The following is a 22,490-nucleotide window of genomic DNA, read 5'->3' as shown; positions in this document are numbered from 1 at the left end:
GTATGTAATTGCAGTTGATAGAGGGAAAAATAAACATGGTGAATCATTTTAATAAAAGTAATAGTCAGAAAAAAATCGTCGTGGCGATGGATTCGTTCAAGGGAAGTCTTACGTCATTGGAGGCAGGAAATGCAGTCAGAGACGGAATCTTAGAGCGGTACCCGGACGTTGATGTGCAGATCTTTCCGGTTGCCGATGGCGGCGAAGGCACGGTGGAAGCACTTACCTTCGGAAAGGAGCATGTGCAGACACGGACAATCCCTGTGACCGGACCGGTCGGAACGGAAGTTTCGGCGAGATACACAATCTACGAGCAGGCAGGAGAAAAGACGGCAGTTTTGGAGATGGCGCAGGCAGCCGGGTTACCGCTTGTACCGGAAGAAAGAAGAAATCCGATGCATACAACGACCTATGGAGTTGGCGAGATGATACGTGATGCCATTACATGTGGCTGTCAGAAATTCATCCTTGGAATCGGCGGAAGTGCGACAAATGACGCAGGAATCGGAATGTTGCAGGCACTTGGATTTCATTTTATGGACGAAGCAGGAAGAGAAGTTGGCTATGGCGCGGAAGGGCTGGCGCAGGTGCGGTCGATTACAACAGAGAAAGTAATGCCGGAGCTTGCTTCGTGTACATTCCAGATTGCGTGCGATGTGACGAATCCGCTGGTCGGTGCACAGGGATGCAGTGCCGTCTTCGCGCCACAAAAGGGTGCGGATGCGAAGATGGTACAGGCGATGGATGTGGCGATGAACCGGTATGCCGATATTGTGGAAAATACGTACCGGAAAAATCCTGCTTTGATGGAAAATCAGCTGACCGGTTATGATGAAGCAGACAGGAATGTTGAAAAAAACGACAGGCAGAGTTACGACAAAAACCGCATGACACCCGGTGCCGGTGCGGCTGGAGGTCTAGGGTATGCGTGTCTGATGTTCTTACATGCAGCCTTAAAGCCGGGTATTGACATCGTATTAGATGAGATACAGATCGCGCAGGCAATTCAAACAGCAGACGCAGTTATCACCGGAGAGGGAAGATTCGATGCGCAGACGCTGATGGGGAAGACACCGATCGGCGTAGCGCGGATTGCGAAGTCGTATGAAGTGCCTGTCTATGCATTTGCCGGGTGCTTCGGTGCAGATGTACAAGTGTGTATCGACAGTGGTGTATTTGCCGGGTGCTATGCGGCAAGCGCTGCCAGCACGGAGGAAGAAAAGCGGCTTGCAATGGAGAAAAGACATGCGTATGCGAATTTGAAAGCATGTGTAAAGTCGCATTTTTGCACAGAAAATAATTAACAAAAGCTACACACTTTCTACGGTGCAGGCAGGTATGCCGGTAGAGTGGGTGATTGATGCACCGGAGGGAAGCCAGTTTGCGATTGACCAGATCGGCGAAAGCGGTGGTGGTTGCAATCCGATTCCGATTTCTTCCTCTGATTATACACAGACGGATGATGAAATCCAGATTCCGTATACATATCTGAGCAATTATGAGAGTGCGTTTTCTAATTGGAAATGAGTAAATACAAATAATTCCCCGTAAAAATCTGTAATAATACAAAAATATTGTATTTCGACAATTCATTGGGTATAATTAACATAATTTCTTGAGTGAATAAAAGGATGGGGAGGCAGATAAAATGGCAGATAAAAACACTGCGGATATTGGATTTGAAAAGCAGATTTGGAATGCGGCATGTGTATTAATGGGAAATCTGGACGCATCTGAATATAAAAGTGTAGTATTAGGTCTTATTTTCTTAAAATATATTTCCAATCGATTTGATGAAAAATATAAAGCATTGCTTGCAGAAGGGGATGGATTTGAAGAGGATATTGATGAGTATACATCTGAAGGTATCTTCTTCGTTCCTGCTGATGCAAGATGGAGTGAAATTGCGCGACAGGCACATACACCAGAAATTGGAACAGTGATTGATAATGCTATGCGTGCGATAGAAAAGGAAAATAAACGTCTGAAAGATATATTACCTAAGAATTTTGCACGCCCCAAGTTGGATAAACGTAGATTGGGGGATGTTGTTGACCTCTTCACAAATATCCAGATGATTGAGCATGGAGATGAAAAGGATATACTTGGACGTACATATGAATATTGTCTTTCTATGTTTGCGGAGCAGGAAGGTAAACGTGGTGGAGAATTCTTCACTCCATCCTGTGTTGTAAGGACGCTGGTTGAGGTACTGAAACCTTTTAAAGGACGTGTCTATGATGGCATCATCCTTGAAATGATGCAACCGTTATAAAAGGGCAATAAACAAATCGGAATTTGTATTATTGAATAAAATGGAGATTTTGATATGAAAGACAAGGCAAACAAGGGTTATTGGCAACGACTTGCAAAAATATATGCACCTTTGATGGAGTCAGATAAGAAATTTTATAATGCAATCTGCGGATATATTAGAGATTATCTCAAATCTGATATGAATGTATTAGAATTAGCTTGTGGAACAGGGCAGCTATCTTTCCCATTGTCTGATTGTACTAATAGCTGGACGGCAACCGATTTTTCGGAAAATATGATTAAGCAAGCGAAAAGGAGAGGTACAACAGAAAAACTTAGTTTTTGCGTAGCCGATGCAACGGCACTTTCATATGAGAATGAAAATTTTGATTGTGTAGTAATTTCAAATGCACTGCACATTATGCCAGAGCCTGAAAAAGCAATGCAGGAAATTCGTAGAGTATTAAAAAAAGATGGTATTTTGTACGCACCAACCTTCTTATGGGCAGAGAAAAAATCAAGTGGTTTACGAAAGCGATTGATGTCTATTACAGGATTTAAAGCATATAAAGAATGGAACAAGGAAAATTTTTGTGAGTTTATTACGGATTATGGCTTTACAGTCGTCAAAGTGAATTTGGTGGATGGCGGTTTAGCTCCTGTTGGAGTTTTGATTGCGAAAAAAACTAATTATTAAATTCCAGTTTCTGTTGCTTAAATAATGGGAATATGGCGTAAAGCAAGGGACGCAACTTAAGGTTGCGTAAATGCAAAAGTAGGTTGGTGGAAGGAAAACATAAATTGAGCTATAATATTTCCTCATAAAGATGAGCCAGAGTATGTTTTATTGGAAATTGACAAAGTGACTTTTTGGGGAGAACACACAACAATACTTGGTTGGTATGAAACATTAGAAAATATTGAAAAAGAAATTAGAGAGATAGCGGGAGCCATTAACAATGGCGATGGTGCATATAGTCTTAAATATAATGCGGAGATAGAACTGGGTGGATTCTTTGGCTCGTCCAAGATAAAGAAATAAGAATGTTATTATGAAAAGCCGTATGCGAGAAAGTCGCACGTACGGTTTTGTGCGGGGCTAGTGTCGTGAGGCACTGGTCTACTCGACTGCGGAGGATGATTATGAGTAGCAAGGAAATTTTTATTATGGCAATAATATTGCTTGTTTCATCGCCAGCTTGGTTTTTAGCAGAACATACTGCGCTGGCTATTATATGGCTATGTGCCGGAGTTGCAGACTTAATCATTGCATTAGTAAAACGCAACAAAGAGAAGAAAAGTAAGTAAAATTCAGCTTGTTGAGAGATTGGAAAGAAGCGTAAGCTTTGAATTTTCCAAATTGTTTAATACATTTTTGAACTGAAAAACTTGATTGAAACCGTTGGTTGACAAATTTCCAAGCATAGGTGGTGGTAATGCAACCTAAAATATTGCTATGATTTTGTCAAGTCAAAAGGAAAGGAGAACTGACAATGAATATAGCAGACAGAATACAATATTTACGAAAACAAAAAGGATATTCGCAGGAGGAACTTGCTGATAAGGTTGGCGTATCAAGACAGGCAGTATCAAAATGGGAAAGTGAACAAACCACACCCGATTTAGAAAAAGTAATCGCTATGAGCGAACTTTTTGAAGTCACAACGGATTATATTCTTAAAGGAATAGAACCAGTATCAACAACGAATAGAAAGACTGTTAAGACGTTGTACTTAGGGTTTGTTTTAATATTTGCAACCATAGCAGGAATATGGTCTTTTGCTGCAAACCGATTTGATTATGATGAAATTATTATGATTATTTTAGCAGGCGGCGTAGTTGGTTTAGGAACGGCTCTAATTGTTCAGGTAATCGGCAGTATAGTTTCAAACAAGAAACAATAATAAAAGTGAAACTTTCAGTAATACGCTCTGTTGAAGTGTTGATTTTTCTACGATATACTCCTACAAAAAAAGGAGTGTTTCATTATGGGAAAGGAAATCTATAACATTATCAATGATATGGCAGAGGTATTGAATGCATCGCAGATGCAGAAACTACAGGAAGTGTTGGTTAATCGTTTGTCGGAAAATCGTGTGCCTGATTATTTACAAACTCGTAATGAGGAATTCCTGGATATGTTTCTAACGGCTAAACATTTAGAAGGCTGTTCGGATAAGACGATATGTTATTATAGGTGTAATATCCAGAGAATGTTGGAAACAGTAGATGTTCCGGTTATAAAAATATCTACAGAAATGCTACGAAAGTACCTGTTAGAGTATCAATCGATTAATAATTGTGGAAAGGTTACTATAGATAATGTTCGCAGGAGCCTTTCCACATTTTTTTCATGGTTAGAGGAGGAAGATTATATTATTAAAAGCCCGATGAAGAGAATCCATAAGGTAAAAACGGCGGTTGTGGTTAATCAAAACAATGTGAAGCTATCGCATCGAAAGTATATTTCACGTCAATTGTAATCTGAGATTCCATACCCGCCATCTCAGACTTCTTTAAAAGTTAATAGTAGTAAGTGTAAAGGAAGGGTATGGATTTTCCTTTACAAATTCAAGAGACTGACTGGATTGTTGGTCTCTTTTTTGTTATGCTTTGATTTCTGGCGGCTGGAAAGGAGCTACCATGTCAAAGTTTTTAACATATGAAGATCGATTAGTTATTGCACAACTCCTTCAGGAGAATGTCTCTTTTGGAGTTATAGGAAAGAAGTTAGGCAAGGATCGTACCACGATTGCAAAGGAAATAAAAAAGCATTCCTATGATAAGAAAAGTGGTCGCCCAGGATATCCTTACAATCCATGTAAACATCGCAGTACATGCAAAGCTAAAAAGCTGTGCGGAAACAGTTGTACGCATCAATCAGCGTATAAATGCAGTCTGTGTTCCGAGTGTACATTACATTGTCCGGATTTTGCAGAGGATATCTGTTCCGTTAAAACCAAACCTCCATATGTATGTAATGGTTGCAGCCAGCTTCCCAAATGTACCTTGTTAAAACGCATTTATGACCCGGCAGATGCTCATGAAATGGCACATCAGTCTATTTCGGAATCCAGGACAGGTATTTTATCCAATGAGGATGATATAGCAAGAATCAACGGAATCATCAGCCCCTTGGTTAAAAATGGACAGTCTCTTCATCAGATTTATATAGAGCATGTTGATGAAATCATGTGCAGTGAAAAAACATTGTATAACTATGTTGATGCCCAGCTTTTTGATATCCGTAACATTGATCTGCCTCGTAAAGTAAAGTATCGCCCGCGATACAAACAGCCTGAATTCAAGGTAGACAGAGGATGTCGTATTGGTAGAAGCTATACTGATTTCCAGAAGTTTCTTGAAACAAAGCCGGAGTCTGCTGTTGTACAGATGGATAGTGTTATCGGACGTGTGGGAGGCAAATGCCTGCTTACTATACATTTCGTTGAAACAAGTTTAATGCTTGCATTTCTACGAGATTCAAATACTTCAGCATCTGTCATACAGATTATAAATCTGTTGGATAAAGTCCTTGGAAATGAAGATTTTTCACGGTTGTTTCCGGTTATTCTTACGGATAATGGAAGTGAGTTTTCAAATCCAAAAGCAATTGAAAAACGAGATACGATTCCATGCAGCAGAACGAATGTATTTTACTGCGATCCAAGTGCACCTTACCAAAAGGGAGCCTGTGAAGTGAATCATGAGCTGATACGTCGTATCCTGCCAAAGGGAAGCAGCTTTGATGATTTGACACAGAAGGATATTTTTCTGATGATGGATCATATCAATTCTTATAAAAGAAAAAAGCTGAACAACCGTAGCCCATACGAAACGTTCAGCTTTTATTACGGAGAAGATATACTTAAGAAACTTGGATGTAAACCGGTTGCCGCCGAAAACATCATCTTAAAGCCTAAACTTCTCAAAAAGTAACAGATAAATTTGCAAAGTGCCGCCAGAACAAAGACAGCAGAATGACTTCAAAACAGGGATGGATTCTCCGAATACAAAAATTTCGAGCGGGAATTGATCTCTTATTGTCGTGTGCAAATTTATTGCTGAACGTATTATAACATGTCAATGTACAAATGAAAATCCGGGAAATTCGCTTACAAAACGGGATTTTCGTTTACAAAGTGGGAATCTCGTTTACAAAATGAGATTTTCATTTACAAAGAGGGACTCTTGCGTTACAAACGGGACTCTCATTCTACATTTCACCGAAAGTATATTTCATAGATTGATTTGTAACGCAAAAAGCGTTACAATAAAGAAAAATGGAGGTGTATTCTATGGGAAAAACAGCAACATTAAATTTGAGAGTAAATCCAGATGTAAAAGAAAATGCAGAAAGTGTACTAGAGCAATTAGGGATACCGATGGCTACTGCGATAGATATGTATTTAAAACAAATATCATTAGTAGGAGGAATTCCCTTTTCTGTTGTATTGCCAAAAGCAGCTAGTTCAGTAAATGCAGATATGATGTCTGTTACGCAGATTCATCAAAAGTTAGAAAAAGGATATGCAGATATAGAAAAAGGAAATGTTGAGGATGCAGCTAGTGCTTTTGCGGCATTTAGAGAGAGGCATTAATGAAGCAATATAAAGTAGAGATTACAGAAGAAGCTTTGCAGGATATGGAAGATATATACAATTATATTGCTATAGATTTGCTGGCTTCTGAAAATGCAATGGGACAATATGATCGTATTGCGGATGAAATACTTACATTAGACACTTTCCCGGAACGATTTAGGATTATGGATTCGGAGCCGGAAAAGAGAATGGAGTTGCGTAGAATGCTCGTTGATAATTATTCAGTGATTTACACAATTTGTGACGAAAGAGTAATTGTAACGGATGTTTTATACACGGCATCTGATATAGAAGCACGTTTGAGAGGCGAGATATAAAAGCTCGTGTTTATTTGAAGTTGAAGGAGGAACAAGTATGGAAGGCAAGATGACAAAAATTGAAAAAATAATGGCTATTTGTTCATTGTTAATCCTAATCACTGCGATTATTGTAAGAGGTGTTATAGGAGTTAATGATTCAGGAGTTTTAGTTATTCTCTCTTTTACAGGACTCCTTATGTGGTTAATTTTTCTGATATGTGCTTTTTTTCCATCAGACTGGAGGATGACTGAAAAACAAAAGGCTAAAATCATGAATCGAGTGGAATATCAAAATAAATATAGGAGAACTCTTATTATTATTGACACGATTTTAGCAGTAATTTTTGCTGTTATGATAATGACATTAGGATAGGTGAGAATTTCAGTTTGCAACTCAGTAATAACAAAAGCAGACCGTGTCCATGAGCACAGCAGTAGCTAGTTTTATTGCAGCCAAACGATTAGAAGGATATGGTTGCGGATGATGGTATGTTATATGAGACAACGAAAAAGTAGCAAATCGATGTAGAATGAAGAAAGGTACAAGGGCAGGGGTTATGAACATATGGACAATACTTGGAATCGGTCAGACAGACGATAAGGGTGCAATCAAGCAGGCGTATCGTGAGCGGTTAAAATCTGTGAATCCGGAGGAGGATGCAGATGGTTTCATGGAGCTTCGGAATGCCTATGAGGAGGCGATTGCAAGCTGTGAAAGGCAGGAGGCGTTGCCGGAGGATATGGATGACGAAGCTTCGGAAGGCTTACAGCCGCCGAGGACGGAGCTTACCGATAAATTAGAACAACTATACAACGATTATCCGAACCGTATCCGTGTGGATGCGTGGAGAGAGCTTTTTCGTGAGGATGCATTTGTATCGCTTGACACAGAGGCAGAAGCATTAGAGGAGCTGCTTGTATTCATGATGGGTCATTACCGGATGCCGGATGCGGTTTTTCGTGAGATTGTGGACCGGTTTGATATCGCCCTGCGCAAAGAAGATCTGCTGGTGAAATTCCCGGAGGATTATATTTCTTATATTCTTGGGGTAGCGGCGCGGAAACAGGACGGCTTTGCTTATGAATATCTGACCGGAGATTATACATATGCCGATGATTATATTGAGCAGTATATGAAGATTGAGCGGATGGACAAGCAAGACGAGCCGACACCAGAGAACCGGACAGCACTCCACAAGGAATTAGAACGACTGAAACAACTTCCTCTTACACATCCACATGGTGATGTGCTGGAGATCTATGTGCAGATGCGGGATACGCATTTGCAGGAAAAGGATGTGGAACAACCACTACCAAGGGCGGAAGCAGAGGCTGTATATGAGGCGCTTTTAAGCAGGATCAATGCGAACCTTGAGCGATACCCAAAGGACGAGATGACGCAGTTTATCAAGAGCGAGATGTTGTACCGTCTGGAACGATATGAGGAGGCGAAGCAGACCGCAGAAGAGATTCTTGCGGAGAATCCGGATTATGAAGACGCACAGTATTGCTTAGGGGATATATATTATGCGATGGGGGATCTGGAGAAGGCAAAGGATATCTTCGAGGAGCTGATGCATAACAATTATGGGGATATGGCGTACCTTACCCGGCTGCAGCAGGTAAATGAAGCAATCATTGAGAAATGGAAGCAGGATGTGGCAGAGCATCCGGAAGATCATCAGAAAAAGTTAGATCTGGCATGGTGCTATTATCAGAATCAGCGGGAGCCGGAAGCGTTGGAGGTGTTCGATACATTTGAACCGGAGGGCGATGAGATCTTCTTCTATTGTAATGCGAAGGGCAGATGTTATCTGGCAACCGGACAGACGGAGAAGGCACTACCATTGTTCTTAAAATGGAAGAAGGCAATTGAGGATATACAGCCGGAAGAAGGCGGCTATACAGAGGAACAGAACAAGCGCAGAAAGCGGTATCCGTATGCACATACACTGATCGCAAGCTGTTACTATAACCTGAAAGAGTACGAGAAAGCGAAGGAATATATACAGCTTCCGGTCGAGACGGAGCATGAGGAGCAGATCACCGGACTCATCTTGAATCTCCGGATTCTCTATGAACTGCAGGAGTATGGCAACTGTATGAAGGCGTGCGATGAGATGTTAGAGCATATTGATTATGAATCTATGGTCTATGAGGATGAATACTGGGCACATTGCTACCGGGCAAAATGCTGTTATATGTTAGATTATCTGCAGGAATGTATCTACTCGGCAGAAAAGGCAATACGAATCTATCCATATGGTGTGGAGCCGTATATACAGGAGATACTGACCTTCCAGCAGGCAGAACAGTATGAGGATGCCGAACATGTGATGACGCAGTACCGGGAGTTCCGTCCGGAGAGTGATGCGATGGATTATTATGAAGCGTTAAACCTTCGGGCACAGGAAAAACCGGAGGAAGCGTTGAAACTTTTAGAGAAAGTAGAAGCAAATTATAAGGCGGATGAATCCGATCTGCCGAATTATGAGGATCTGTTGTTAGAGCTGGCAGACCTTTATGATGAAGCAAACCGAAATGAGGATTCAATCGCAATATATAACAAAGTTGTGTCCATCAATCCGAAGAACCCGGACGTATTTGGATATCTGGGATATATGTACCGGAAGGTTCATGAGACGGAGCTTGCAATCAAGGCATATGAGGATCAGATTAAGGTACGGCCACATGCGGCATATTATACGAATCTCGGATTTATCTACTGGGAGCGGCGGGATTACGGGAATGCGTTAGAAAATTTTGAACAGGCACTTGCAATCGCACCGGAGAGGTCAGACCGGGATATACAGAGAAAAACAGAGGTCATCCGCTTCAAAACCCGTGTGCTGCTCTGCTTGAACAGGATTACGGAAGGGTGTCAGATTCTGATGGATGCAATTCAAAAATACGGAGATGATATGGATCCGCAGCTTCGTATCGAGGCAGGTCTCGCACTCACACGAGCAGACCGCTATCCGGAGGCAGAGCAGCTGCTGGAAAGCTATGCGAAGGAAGGAACGGATGAAAATCTGCGGTTTGACTGCGCAAGTCTTCTGATGGAGCTTGCCGGGGAAGAGGACGATACTCTGATGATGGATCAGATGTATCAGCTCGGTATAAAGTTAAAGCCGGATAATACAAGCATTTACAGCAAGTACGGCAGAGTGCTTATCATGAGTGGCAGATATGCGGAAGCGGTCGATGCATACAAAAAGGCGGTTAACTTAAATAAAACCATCAATTATTATGGGGAGCTGCTGGAAGCACTCTATCTGCGGGATGGGGAGATTAAGTCTGAGTATGCAGAGTATTTAAGCAAGGCAGTGATACCGGAGGAAGACCGTAAGGCACCGCGCGATTATATCAAGCTTGCAAGATACTGCCGGGTGATTGGCGATTATGCAGATGCGGAGAAATATTTGAAACAGGCGGTTACGATGAAGCTTTGTTCAAGCTGTGGATACCATGGCTGTGAGGAAGGCTATTATGAGCTTGGAATCCTGTATGAGGTAATGGGAGAGCGGGAGAAGGCTATTGAAGCCTATGAGAAGGCAATCGAGGCACATGGACACTGTTATGTCTATGAGAAACGGCTGCAGGATCTGCTTAAAAATAGTTAAAAGATAGGAATAGCATAGTTTAAATATATCACGCACATGAAATTTGTACTTGTACATTTCGTGTGCGTGTGTTATTATTGCGACGAATTGAATTCATAATATACGGTGCCGTGGAGCTTTTTTTACTTTTGAAAAGCAGACATGTGTTAAAAGGGAAGCAGGTGGAAGTCCTGCACGATCTCGTCACTGTAAGCCGGGAGTATACATTCGATATCGGAAGATAACCACTGGCCGCAAGGCTGGGAAGGGGAATGTGTATGAGGATCGGTAAGTCAGGAAACCTGCCGTGTATTGGTACAGGAAGGATTTCCAGATCACGAGTAATTGGTCGTACCGTTGTAGATTAAGTTCTATGGCCCGTTGCTCCGTCAGTTTGTGATTTCGCTGGCGGCTTTTTTTCTGTGCGTCTGAATTGATTCTTAACAAGTGACTGGATAAAAAACAAAAAGGAAAGAGGTACAGAAAATGAAGAAATCGAAATTAAGCGCAGTATTCCTTACAGCATGTATGGCAGCAACTCTGCTTGCAGGATGTGGAGACAAGAAGACAGAGACAACTGAGGCAACGACGGAAGCAACCACAGAGGCAACTACAGAAGCTGCAACGACAACAGAGGCAACGGTTGCAGATGCAACTGCATCTGAGGCAGAGGACGATGAGAATTATGAGACAGGAGATGCATCATTGGATAACGTTCGTAATCAGGATGAAATTGGCGACAACGAACTGCTTGTTGTAAGCTTTGGTACAAGCTTTAACGACAGCCGTCGTCTGACGATCGGTGCAATCGAGGGTAAGCTTGATGAAGAATTCGGTAAAGATTATTCCGTCAGAAGAGGCTTTACAAGCCAGATCATCATTGATCATGTAAAGAGCAGAGATGGCATTGCCATTGATAATATGACAGAAGCGCTCGACCGCGCGGTGGATAACGGAGTCAAGAATCTTGTAATCCAGCCGACACATCTGATGAATGGTCTGGAATATACAGATGTTGTAAATGAAGTTGGTGATTATGCAGATGCATTCGATCAGGTTGTAATCGGCGATCCGCTTCTTACAAGTGATGAGGATTTCGATGAAGTTGTGAAGGCTATCACAGATGCAACAGCTGAGTATGATGATGGCGAGACAGCCATCTGTTTCATGGGACATGGTACAGAGGCAGACAGCAACGAAGTATACCAGAAGATGCAGGATAAGCTGACAGACGCTGGATTTGAGAACTATTTCGTAGGTACGGTTGAGGCAACTCCTTCTGTGGATGATGTACTTGCAAAGGTACAGGCAGGCGATTACAAGAAGGTTGTTCTTGAGCCTCTGATGATTGTAGCCGGTGACCATGCAAACAACGATATGGCAGGCGATGAGGAAGGCTCCTGGAAGACAACATTCGAGGATGCCGGTTATGATGTAACATGCCTCGTTCGTGGACTTGGTGAGCTTCCAGCAATTCAGGATATCTTTGTTAAGCATGCACAGGCAGCTATTGACAAGTTAAATAAATAATAGAATAAACGCGAGGAATTAATCGTGAAGAAATGGAATGTAGGTCTTGCAGCAGGCGTGGTACTTGCCTGCCTGCTTGCAGGATGCGGAAAAAATGATACAACACAGGAGACAACTGCCGCGGCTACGACAGAAACCGTGACAACAGAGCAGGTGGCTACAGCGGATGCACAGATTGCAACCGGTTCGGATCTGGCATCGGCAAGTGACGTGGTAGAGGATTGGATGGTTCCGATTCCGGCAGAGAATGTCGCAGATGGTGAATATGACATCGAGGTTGATTCAAGCTCTTCAATGTTCAACATTACTGCCTGCAAGCTCACGGTAGCAGACGGCAAGATGACCGCAGTTATGACAATGGGCGGAAAAGGCTATCGGTATCTGTATATGGGTACCAGCAAAGAGGCAGTTGCTGCAGATGAGTCAGAGTATATCCCATATGTAGAGGATACAGATGGTGCGCATACATTTACAGTTCCTGTGGATGCGCTGGATGAGGGCGTTGCATGTGCCGCATTCAGCAACAAAAAAGAAAAATGGTATGAGCGGACGCTGGTGTTCCGTTCCGATTCACTTCCGGCTGATGCCATAGATAATCCGTCGATAAAAACGGCAGAGGATTTAGGAATCGCCGATGGTGAATATACGGTTGAGGTAACCCTGTCCGGAGGCTCCGGCCGTGCTACGGTGGAAAGCCCGACGAAAATCAAGGTGGAAAATGGAATCGCAACTGCAACGATTATCATGAGTTCTTCAAACTATGATTATGTGATTGTCGGTGAGGAGAAGTATCTTCCTGTCAATACGGAAGGAAATTCTACATTTGAGATTCCGGTTACCGGATTTGACTACAATATGCCGATTTCTGCGGATACGACTGCAATGAGTACGCCACATGAGATTGACTATACATTATATTTTGATTCTAAAACAATAAAGTAAGGGTGTTGGATTTGAGACGAGGAAGAAGAATTCTTTTTTTACTCCTGTTCGCCCTGTTGTGTACGTTCCCCTGTGCTTGTGCAACACAGGGGAATGTTGCATATACAGAGGATGCAGGACCAAAAGGGACAATGACAGATGCATCCGCATTGGATGCAGATATCCGGTGGGATGATTTGAAAATAGAAAATAGTATGGATTTAAGCTATGCGACACAGTTTTCTGTGGATTATTATACGGGTGGGTATAAGCTTATTTCCATTTGTGATATCGGTGATTACCTGCTTGTACCGGATGGTAAGAATATACCGGAGGGACTTCCTTCAGATATTACATTGATTGATGGAATACCGAAGCATGCATATCTGGCTGCAACGTCTGGTATGGATTTCATCGTGAAGATTGGTTGTTTGGATCGTCTTTCGTTTTCCGGCACGAAGGAAGATGGCTGGTATATCCCGGAGGCAAAGCAGGCGATGCAGGCACAGACACTTGCCTACGCCGGCAAATACAATGCGCCGGATGTGGAGCAGATGCTTGCCGGGGATTGTGATCTTGCTATCGAGTCGACGATGATCCTGCACAATCCGGAGGTAAAAGAGCAGTTAGAGACTTGTGGAATCCCAGTGATCGTGGAACATTCAAGCTATGAGACAGATCCGCTTGGCAGGCTGGAATGGGTGAAATTCTATGGCGCATTGTTCGATGCGGAGGAAGCCGCAGAGCAGTTGTTTGCGTCAGAGACGGCGAAGACCGCCGACGTTCTGAACGAGGCACCGACCGGAAAGACGGTTGCATTTTTCTACGTGACGACAAACGGTGGCGTCAATGTGCGTAAGTCCGGTGATTATGTATCGAAGATGATTGAACTTGCAGGTGGAACCTGTATTACGTTCGATGACTCGGACGAGGAAAATGCACTTTCGACTATGACGATCCAGATGGAGACATTCTATGAGCAGGCGAAGGATGCAGACTATATCATCTACAACAGCACGATTGACAGTGAGCTTACGAGTGTATCAGAACTTTTGCAGAAGAATGCACTATTTGCGGATTTTAAAGCCGTTAAGGAAGGACATGTGTACGGAACCGGAAAAAATATGTTTCAGGAGACGACCGGATATGGTACGATGATTGCGGATATGCATGCGATATTTACCGGACAGGAAATAAAGAGCGATTATTTTTATAAGCTGACAGAGGAATAAGCGGAATCGTGAAATCGGTGCATGGAACATGTACTATATGAATTGTGAAATGGAATACAGATGAAGACAAAAAAGACGCGAATCATAATTACATATATCGTATTATTTACGCTGCTGCTTGGTGCAATTCTGCTGTCACTTTATATCGGCAGTGTATCGATCGCCCCGCGGCAGGTATTCTCCGTATTAACCGGACACGGAACCGATGCGAAAGCGATGCAGATTATTCTTTCCATCCGTCTGCCGCGTGTGCTTGCGGCAGCAATCTTAGGAGGTGCACTTGCGGTATCGGGATTTTTGCTGCAGACATTTTTTAGAAATCCGATTGCAGGTCCGTTTGTGCTCGGAATCTCTTCCGGGGCGAAGCTGGTTGTTGCACTTGCGATGATCGTAGGTGTCTCACATGGTATTACAATGAGTTCGTGGTTTATGATCGCGATGGCATTGATCGGATCGCTCCTTTCGATGCTTTTCGTATTGGCGGTATCAAAGAAGGTGCAGGAAATGTCTATGCTGGTTGTATGTGGCGTGATGATCGGTTATATCTGCTCGGCAATCACGGATATTGCTGTGACCTTTGCAGATGATTCGAATATCGTGAATCTGCATAACTGGTCGCTTGGAAGCTTCGCCGGAATATCCATGGCGCATGTAAAGATCATGACAATTGTTGTTGTAGTGGCGGTGGCTGGTTCTTTTCTGCTATCTAAGCCGATTGGAGCATACCAGATGGGAGAAAGCTATGCGCAAAATGTCGGTGTATCGATCCGCCCGCTTCGTGTGATGCTGATTTTATTATCCAGCTTATTATCCGCCTGTGTGACGGCATTCGCAGGACCGATTTCGTTTGTCGGAATCGCGGTGCCACACCTTGTAAAGAGTGTAGTAAAAACAACAAAGCCGATCGTGATGATTCCGGTCAGTTTTCTCGGAGGCGGTGTGTTCTGCGTGCTCTGTGATTTGCTGGCACGAACAATCTTTGCTCCGGTCGAGCTTTCCATCAGCTCTGTGACAGCGGTATTTTTAGCACCGGTTGTAATTTACATGATGGTGAAGGAGAGGGGGCGAAGACATGGCTATGCAGAGTGATTATATGGTTACGGAAGAGGCGAGTGTAGGTTATCAGAAGCGGACACTCATAGACCATGTGAATCTCCATGTGAAAAAAGGAGAGATTCTTACCCTGATCGGACCAAACGGCGTGGGCAAATCGACGATTCTGAAAAGTATCATCCGGCAGTTATCCCTGATTGCAGGAACAGTCAGCATTGATGAGAAAGAGTTGTCTTCTTATGCACCGAAGGAGCTGGCGAAGAAGATGGCAATTGTGATGACGGAGCGGATTCACCCGGAGAGATATACCTGTTATGATGTTGTGGCGACCGGTCGGTATCCGTATACCGGGAAGATGGGGATGCTGCAAAAAGAAGATGAAGAAAAAATCGAAGAAGCGATGCGGCAGGTGCAGGTGGAAGCGCTTCGGGATCAGGATTTTGAGAGGATCAGCGATGGACAGCGCCAGCGTGTGATGCTGGCGAGAGCAATCTGCCAGGAGCCGGAGATTTTAGTGCTAGATGAACCAACCTCGTATCTGGATATCCGCTATAAGACGGATTTCCTGTGGCTGTTGCGGTCGCTTGCAAGAAAACGGCAGATGGCAGTTGTGATGTCCCTGCACGAGATTGATCTGGCACAGAAGATCTCAGATCAGGTTGTCTGTGTGAAGGAACATCGTGTCGATCGGGTCGGCACGCCGGAAGAGGTGATGACGACCGAATATATACAGGAACTCTATGCGATGCAGGATGGCGTCTATGATGCGGCGTATGGTAGTGTGGAATTTCCGAAGCCAACCGGGGATGTCCATACCTTTGTGATCGGTGGAGGTGGATACGGAATCCCGCTATACCGGGAACTGCAGCGGCAGGGTATCCCATGTGCAGCGGGGATTTTACCTGTGCATGACCGGGAGTATCCGGTTGCGAAGGCGCTCTGTGAGAAGGTACTGGAAATCCCGGCCTTTACAATGCCGGAGGATACGATGCTTGCGCAGGCAAAGGCATTGATCGATGCCTGTGAGACGGTATATTGTCCATGTATGGAGTTCGGTGTGTGCAATTCGTACAATCAGGAGCTGTATTTTTATGCAAAAAAGCAAAATAAGTTGAAAAATCTTTCAGAATAGACTTTGAAAGCCATCTCTAAAATGCTATAATAACATGAAGTGAGTTTAAAGGTGGAGGAACAGATGGGAGCATCATTAGAAGAAGAGATTAAGAAGAGAAGAACATTTGCGATCATATCCCACCCGGATGCCGGTAAGACGACTCTGACAGAGAAGTTTCTGCTCTATGGAGGTGCGATCAATACAGCCGGTTCGGTAAAGGGAAAAGCAAATTCCAAATACGCAGTTTCCGATTGGATGGAGATTGAGAAGGAGAGAGGTATTTCCGTTACCTCATCCGTGTTGCAGTTTAATTATGACGGATATTGTATCAATATTCTGGATACACCGGGACATCAGGATTTCTCGGAGGATACCTATCGTACTTTGATGGCGGCAGATTCCGCGGTCATGGTAATCGACGCATCAAAGGGTGTAGAGGCGCAGACAATCAAGCTGTTTAAGGTTTGTGTGATGCGCCATATTCCGATTTTTACATTTATCAACAAGATGGATCTTGAAGCAAGAGATTCGTTTGAGCTTTTAGATGAGATCGAGAATGTTCTTGGAATCCGGACATGTCCGATCAACTGGCCAATCGGTGCAGGAAAGCGTTTCAAGGGTGTTTATGACCGGGATACAAAGAAAGTATCGATGTTTCAGGCAGTGTCTGTTGGCGGTGCGAAGTCGGCGGCAGAGACAGATTACGATGTGACAGATCCGGCGCTAAAAGATGCTGTCGGCGATGAACTTTATTCACAGCTGATGGACGAGATCGAGCTTCTGGATGGTGCGAGCGATGAGTTCGATCAGGAGCTGGTGGACAAGGGTGAGTTATCTCCGGTGTTCTTCGGTTCCGCACTGACGACATTCGGTGTGCAGACATTTCTGGAGCATTTCCTGAAGATGACACAGAGCCCGCTTCCACGTATGTCGGATGCAGGTCTGATCGATCCGATCACAGAGCCATTTTCCGGTTTCGTGTTCAAGATTCAGGCGAACATGAACAAGGCACATCATGACCGTATCGCATTTATGCGGATCAGCTCTGGTAAGTTCGATGCGACAAAGGAGGTCTATCATGTGCAGAGTGGCAGAAAGCTTCGACTATCCCAGCCACAGCAGATCATGGCACAGGATCGTAAGGTCATCGACGAGGCGTATGCCGGTGATGTCATTGGTGTATTTGATCCGGGTATTTTCTCCATCGGAGATACGTTATGTACGCCGGGAAAGAAATTCCAGTACGAGGGAATTCCGACGTTTGCACCGGAGCATTTCTGCAGACTGGTGCATCTTGATTCGATGAAGCGTAAGCAATTTATCAAGGGTGTTACACAGATCGCACAGGAAGGTGCGATTCAGATGTTTCAGGATTATACACTTGGAATGTCCGAGATCATTGTCGGCGTGGTTGGTGTGCTGCAGTTTGACGTATTGAAATACAGACTGGAAAATGAATATGGATGTGATATCCGGCTGGAGCCGCTTCCATATAATTATATTCGATGGGTAAAAGATCCTACAACGGATCTGAATAAACTGTCGAGAATCAGCGACTGCAAGAAGGTAAAGGATATGAAGGACAATCCACTTTTGCTGTTTGCAAATGAATGGTCCATCCGCCTGATGCTGGAGCATAACGAGGGACTGGAATTAGAAGAATTCCGCAAGAACTAGAGAATCAATGAATTGTGAATCCGGGGTTTAAAATTGTATCAATATTGGGAGAAGCGTTGATATAAAAGGAGAAGGTAACATGATTTTAATTGACACACAAAAAGAGGAATTTACAAAGTTAAAAGACATTCGTATCTTCGAGAAGCTGGACAACGAGCAGCGTTATAATGGTGACCTGCTTGTCATCGGACTTGGCGGCATGGGCAGTCAGGTTGTCTGCGATATGAAGGGGATGCTGATGGGAGAGATCACACCGGACGATAACATCCAGTATCTGATGGTTGATTCTGATATCCCGGCGATGGAGAATATGATCGAGGCAAGCCGGGACGGTATTGGCTTAAATGCAACCGAGATCATCAGTATCTACCGACCAAATCTGGAGAATCTTCTGGTCAAAGGCATCAAGGAAAATCCGGTACATCCAAACCTTGCAAACTGGATGCGTGAGGATTTCCCACAGATCAACATTGATACGGATGGAGCCAAGGGTAACCGTCAGATTGGACGATTGATGTTTTCCAATGCATATGAGGACATGCGTGTCCTGCTGTTTGATAAGCTTGAGGAGGCACATACCCGTTCGAAGTCAGGCAAGCTCGATATCATTATCGTGTCGGGCGTCGCTGGCGGTACAAGTGGTGGTATCCTAACAGATCTTACCTATAATATCCGAGCCTATATCCGTTCTAAGAAGTGGAATGATGTGCGTGTGGGTGCCTGCCTGCTGATGCCAGATGTACTTTACAGCAAGCGTGAGATCGTATCCAATCCGGATCTGCTTGCAAACTTAAATGCAAATGGCTATGCAACCTTGAAGGAAGTCGATTATTATATGCGGCTTACAAGTAAGGACAAGGATGAACGCTATATATTTGAGAGCACGACACACAAGCTTACAATCCGTGAGAATATATTTGATGCCTGTCTGCTGATATCCGGCAAGAAGGACGAGCAGGGCTATATTCCAGATGGCGTAATATATAGTGATGTGGCATATTTCCTGACGAAGCTCGCTTCTGTCAAGCATGTCGGACAGGGCGGCGATGGCGAGAAGGGCAAATTGCTGCGCGATGTATTTTTCGATATGGATGACCGTGGTTATTACAAGATCATCAACGAATCAGATTATAAGATTCCGATTAAGCAGATTGAGAATATCTGTGAGTATGAGATTTTTGCAGAGGCATATAAGAAACTGCACGAGCTGTCAGAGGACGATCCGCAGGCAAAGGAATCGAGACAGAAAGTGTTTGGAGAGTTAGATGCATTCCTGACTGGAAAACCGGGCGATGAGATCAAACTTTCAGTAAATGGAATCATCCCAATCAAGCAGTTTGAGAAGCCAGTCTATAAGATGATTAAGAAGAATCAGGATGGCTTGCGTGAGAATATGGGGCGTCAGCTTACTTCTATGAAAGACCGTATTCCAATCATGATTAAGTCTCTGAAGAATCATGTACTCGATACATTGAATGCAGAGCTGGAATGGTTTATGCAGAAGAAGGGACCATATGCAGTCATGGATATCATCGGCTGTGGCGGTATCGGAAGCAGTGAGAAAGACCGTGGCATGATCGCAGATATTGACCGGCTTTCCGGACTGATGAAGCAGTATCAGCCAACTGGTGAATACAGCCGTATTATTGAGTCAATCAAGGACATCGTAGCAAAGCGGTTCTTTACGTTCCCATCGGCAAAGCGTGAGACAGAGAATGGTTACTATGATGCATGTATCAAAGAATGTCTGACCTTGCAGCGGAATATGCTGATCGAAGGTATGAGCGATCAGGATATGTTTGGAGATATTACCCGATTCCTGCGGGCAAAGGCAGAGCGACTCGAAGAGTTGTATGCACAGTTTAACGAGGATCTGAAGAATGCTGTGGAGGATCTCGCAGCAAATGGAAAGCGGATTACCGGATTCCTGTTAAAGGATGCAAAGCAGCAGGAGTATCTGCCGTCTGATTACATCACACAGGATCGTGTCGATGAGTTGTACAAGGGTATCGTAAAGTTGCTCGCGGATAATGAATCAAATATTGATAATGGACGTATCGTACCTGTAAAACAGGAGATGGAGCGGGTATATAAGAACATTCTGATCGGTGTCGGTATGTATGCACCAGAGAAGATGATCTCCGTTGCATTTGCAGATAAGCGCCCGACATTGGCAGAGCTTAACATGATGTTTGTGTCTCCGACAAATGAGACGCGTGCAGAGATCATGGATAGGGCTGCAAAGGCATTTGTGGAAGGTGCCAGTGAGAAGACGGCGAAGAAGAAACTGTGTATCTTAAAGCCTGGATTTAAGGTAAATATCACGAATCATAAGTATATTTCCCTTCCGGCGATCATGCCGTTCTTCAGTGAGGCGGTGACAAGGCTTCTGACAGCACCACCGTACAAGGAAGACCGTAACAATATCTCCCTGAATACTGGTGATGTGGCAATCTCTGTGGACGATATGTACATCGGAGTTCCGCTTTCGATGATGGCTTGTATCGACGATATGCGGAAGGCATATGAGGTAGTTCCGGACAGCTATCTCGGATTACATATTGATGAAGTGAATAAAGATATGAAGACGGAGTTTCCGGGCGTTGCATAAGAAAAAAGATGCTGCAAGAAATTGCAGCATCTTTTTTCTTTATTCTATTGATGATTTCTTCGGAAAATATTTTTTGCAGGTGATCACGAACAGGATGATTGCAAGTGCAGTTGCAAGGTAATCCGTGACCGGTTGTGCCAATGCAAGCAGTCTGGCGGAATCCGTTGTTGCGTTGATAATAAACAAGATTGGTAAGTATAAAAGTCCCTGCCGGCTGATTGAAAGAATCAGGGAAGGGAGTGCAGCACCTGTCGACTGGATCGCATTGATAAATACAAATAACTGTCCAAGAATCGGACCAGATAAAATGTAAATACGGGAGAACTGGAATCCAAAATCATAAGCGTCGGCATCTTCCAGAAAGGCACTGACCAATCCATTTGCACCAAAGTAGCAGACGCAGGTCATAATTGCACTTAATATAAATGCAAGTAAAATGGAAAACTTCAATACGGCAAAATACCGTTTCCGGTTTCCGGCACCGAAGCAGTAGCCAAGTAGTGGCTGGATTCCGGTTCCAAGACCGATCAACAGCATGACAACGATCATGTTAACCTTCATGGCGACACCAAGTCCGGCAACTGCCATGTCTCCATAGTGAGCCATCAGATTATTGATGAAAATATTGCTGACACTCATAAGCACGCTGTTTAGTGATGCAGGGATACCAATGGCAAATACGGAACTCGCAATTTTGTCCCCTGCTTTGTAATCCTGTAACCGAATCGATAACTGTGATTTTTTTGACAGAAGATGCGATACATAAAAGACTGCGGATAAAATATTTCCGATGACGGTTGCAATCGCAGCACCGGCAACATTCCAGCCGAGAAGTAAGATCATGACCGGGTCTAATATTACATTTGCCATATTTCCGATGATCATACCGGACATTGCAGTCTTCGCGCGTCCTTCGGAACGGATGATGTTACTGAATGCGTTACTTATGATCAGAAACGGAATTCCAATGGCGACAATCCGGAGATATTGTGTTGCATATTCTACCGTATCTGCACTTGCACCGATTGCTTTGCAGACAGGTTCTGCAAAAATTACAATTAAGATCATGGATATAATTCCTACAGCCAGCCCGGTCCAGAAGCAGAACGCGGAGGCATGCTTTGCGCGTTCTTCCTGACCTTCCCCAAGCATACGGGAGATAAAGGACGTTCCGCCGATACCGAATAACATACCGACGGCCATAAATAACAGGAAAGCTGGGGTTGCGACCGACACAGCAGCAACCATCAGTGCATTTTTTGTCTGTCCAATAAAAAATGTATCAGCGAGATTATAGATCAGAACCATAATCATGCTGATGATCGAAGGGATGACATTGCTTAACACGGCTTTTGGAACCGGAGCATCCCTGAAAATTTCAGTTGTATTCTGTTGCATAATCGTTCTCCTTATTGTTTGTAATCATTTTAATAGACAAATATATATGCTAACATATGAATAAGTGAGATTCAATGAAAAGATCGAATTTGTGCACTTTTTTTCGTGCAAAGTAAAAAAGAAGTGCATTTGTTATGAAAATGTACTATAATGTAAAAGACTGTGAATAACTATAGGTCAGAAAGGCAATGAA

General features: G+C 43.7%; 20 protein-coding genes, 1 pseudogene and 1 riboswitch. Of the genes and pseudogenes, 20 read left to right on the top strand and 1 reads right to left on the bottom strand.

Going from position 1 to position 22,490, the window contains the following annotated elements; genetic code table 11:
• Positions 1-35 precede the first annotated feature (35 nt).
• From H9Q76_RS07775 to H9Q76_RS07680, 20 genes and pseudogenes are all read left to right on the top strand, one after another.
• A complete protein-coding gene (locus H9Q76_RS07775) occupies positions 36-1,304 on the top strand; it encodes a glycerate kinase family protein (RefSeq protein ID WP_227573522.1) in 1,269 nt (422 codons plus the stop codon).
• A 34-nt stretch (positions 1,305-1,338) separates the two neighbouring features.
• A complete protein-coding gene (locus tag H9Q76_RS07770; protein WP_021985048.1) occupies positions 1,339-1,527 on the top strand; it encodes a Fe-S-containing protein in 189 nt (62 codons plus the stop codon).
• A 121-nt stretch (positions 1,528-1,648) separates the two neighbouring features.
• A pseudogene (locus H9Q76_RS07765) lies at positions 1,649-2,242 on the top strand (type I restriction-modification system subunit M N-terminal domain-containing protein); the annotation flags it as partial.
• Between the two features lie 87 nt (positions 2,243-2,329).
• Complete coding sequence (locus tag H9Q76_RS07760) at positions 2,330-2,953, top strand: class I SAM-dependent methyltransferase (RefSeq protein ID WP_012740435.1); 624 nt, start codon at positions 2,330-2,332, stop codon at positions 2,951-2,953.
• A 150-nt stretch (positions 2,954-3,103) separates the two neighbouring features.
• Entirely contained in the window at positions 3,104-3,298 is a 195-nt protein-coding gene (locus tag H9Q76_RS07755; protein ID WP_177980690.1) for a hypothetical protein, read from the top strand.
• 101 nt (positions 3,299-3,399) lie between these two features.
• Positions 3,400-3,564, top strand: coding sequence for a hypothetical protein (locus H9Q76_RS07750; protein ID WP_177980689.1), 165 nt, complete (start codon positions 3,400-3,402; stop codon positions 3,562-3,564).
• A gap of 185 nt (positions 3,565-3,749) precedes the next feature.
• Positions 3,750-4,160, top strand: coding sequence for a helix-turn-helix domain-containing protein (locus tag H9Q76_RS07745; protein ID WP_177980688.1), 411 nt, complete (start codon positions 3,750-3,752; stop codon positions 4,158-4,160).
• An 84-nt stretch (positions 4,161-4,244) separates the two neighbouring features.
• On the top strand, positions 4,245-4,739 hold the full coding sequence (locus tag H9Q76_RS07740) for a phage integrase N-terminal SAM-like domain-containing protein (RefSeq protein ID WP_249320896.1): 495 nt from the start codon (positions 4,245-4,247) through the stop codon (positions 4,737-4,739).
• Positions 4,740-4,899: 160 nt separating this feature from the next.
• Positions 4,900-6,195 carry an IS30 family transposase gene (locus tag H9Q76_RS07735; protein WP_118546369.1) on the top strand — a complete coding sequence of 432 codons (1,296 nt, stop codon included), beginning with the start codon at positions 4,900-4,902 and terminating at the stop codon, positions 6,193-6,195.
• 359 nt (positions 6,196-6,554) lie between these two features.
• The gene (locus H9Q76_RS07730) at positions 6,555-6,857 is read left to right on the top strand and encodes a type II toxin-antitoxin system RelB/DinJ family antitoxin (protein ID WP_177981672.1); all 303 of its coding nucleotides are present in this window, start codon (positions 6,555-6,557) and stop codon (positions 6,855-6,857) included.
• The gene (locus H9Q76_RS07725) at positions 6,857-7,177 is read left to right on the top strand and encodes a type II toxin-antitoxin system RelE/ParE family toxin (RefSeq protein WP_021984425.1); all 321 of its coding nucleotides are present in this window, start codon (positions 6,857-6,859) and stop codon (positions 7,175-7,177) included. Before H9Q76_RS07730 ends, H9Q76_RS07725 begins: the two co-directional genes overlap by 1 nt.
• Before the next feature lie 37 nt (positions 7,178-7,214).
• Positions 7,215-7,532, top strand: a complete 318-nt coding sequence (locus tag H9Q76_RS07720; RefSeq protein ID WP_021984426.1) for a hypothetical protein — start codon at positions 7,215-7,217, stop codon at positions 7,530-7,532.
• A gap of 184 nt (positions 7,533-7,716) precedes the next feature.
• Complete coding sequence (locus H9Q76_RS07715) at positions 7,717-10,782, top strand: tetratricopeptide repeat protein (RefSeq protein ID WP_249320895.1); 3,066 nt, start codon at positions 7,717-7,719, stop codon at positions 10,780-10,782.
• An 86-nt stretch (positions 10,783-10,868) separates the two neighbouring features.
• Positions 10,869-11,085, top strand: a riboswitch (cobalamin riboswitch).
• 162 nt (positions 11,086-11,247) lie between these two features.
• On the top strand, positions 11,248-12,291 hold the full coding sequence (locus H9Q76_RS07710) for a sirohydrochlorin cobaltochelatase (RefSeq protein WP_118734189.1): 1,044 nt from the start codon (positions 11,248-11,250) through the stop codon (positions 12,289-12,291).
• 24 nt (positions 12,292-12,315) lie between these two features.
• A complete protein-coding gene (locus tag H9Q76_RS07705; RefSeq protein ID WP_249320894.1) occupies positions 12,316-13,233 on the top strand; it encodes a hypothetical protein in 918 nt (305 codons plus the stop codon).
• Between the two features lie 131 nt (positions 13,234-13,364).
• Positions 13,365-14,444, top strand: a complete 1,080-nt coding sequence (locus tag H9Q76_RS07700) for an ABC transporter substrate-binding protein (RefSeq protein WP_249320893.1) — start codon at positions 13,365-13,367, stop codon at positions 14,442-14,444.
• 60 nt (positions 14,445-14,504) lie between these two features.
• Complete coding sequence (locus H9Q76_RS07695) at positions 14,505-15,533, top strand: FecCD family ABC transporter permease (RefSeq protein WP_249320892.1); 1,029 nt, start codon at positions 14,505-14,507, stop codon at positions 15,531-15,533.
• Positions 15,517-16,629 (top strand): ABC transporter ATP-binding protein, encoded by a 1,113-nt coding sequence (locus tag H9Q76_RS07690; protein ID WP_249320891.1) that lies wholly within the window; start codon positions 15,517-15,519, stop codon positions 16,627-16,629. The genes H9Q76_RS07695 and H9Q76_RS07690 overlap by 17 nt, the downstream gene beginning before the upstream one ends.
• 63 nt (positions 16,630-16,692) lie before the next feature.
• Positions 16,693-18,288: a peptide chain release factor 3 gene (locus H9Q76_RS07685; protein WP_249320890.1), complete on the top strand. Its 1,596-nt coding sequence runs from the start codon at positions 16,693-16,695 to the stop codon at positions 18,286-18,288.
• Positions 18,289-18,367: 79 nt separating this feature from the next.
• The gene (locus H9Q76_RS07680) at positions 18,368-20,899 is read left to right on the top strand and encodes a tubulin-like doman-containing protein (RefSeq protein ID WP_196019746.1); all 2,532 of its coding nucleotides are present in this window, start codon (positions 18,368-18,370) and stop codon (positions 20,897-20,899) included.
• A 39-nt stretch (positions 20,900-20,938) separates the two neighbouring features.
• Here the strand turns inward: H9Q76_RS07680 and H9Q76_RS07675 are convergent, their stop codons facing one another.
• Complete coding sequence (locus H9Q76_RS07675; RefSeq protein WP_249320889.1) at positions 20,939-22,297, bottom strand: MATE family efflux transporter; 1,359 nt, start codon at positions 22,295-22,297, stop codon at positions 20,939-20,941.
• Between the last annotated feature and the right edge of the window lie 193 nt (positions 22,298-22,490).

The sequence above is a fragment of the Wujia chipingensis genome (assembly GCF_014337155.1).
Lineage (GTDB): Bacteria > Bacillota > Clostridia > Lachnospirales > Lachnospiraceae > Coprococcus_C > Coprococcus_C hominis.
Note: the sequence above shows the minus strand (reverse complement) of the source record. Positions and strands in the feature narration are given on the sequence as shown.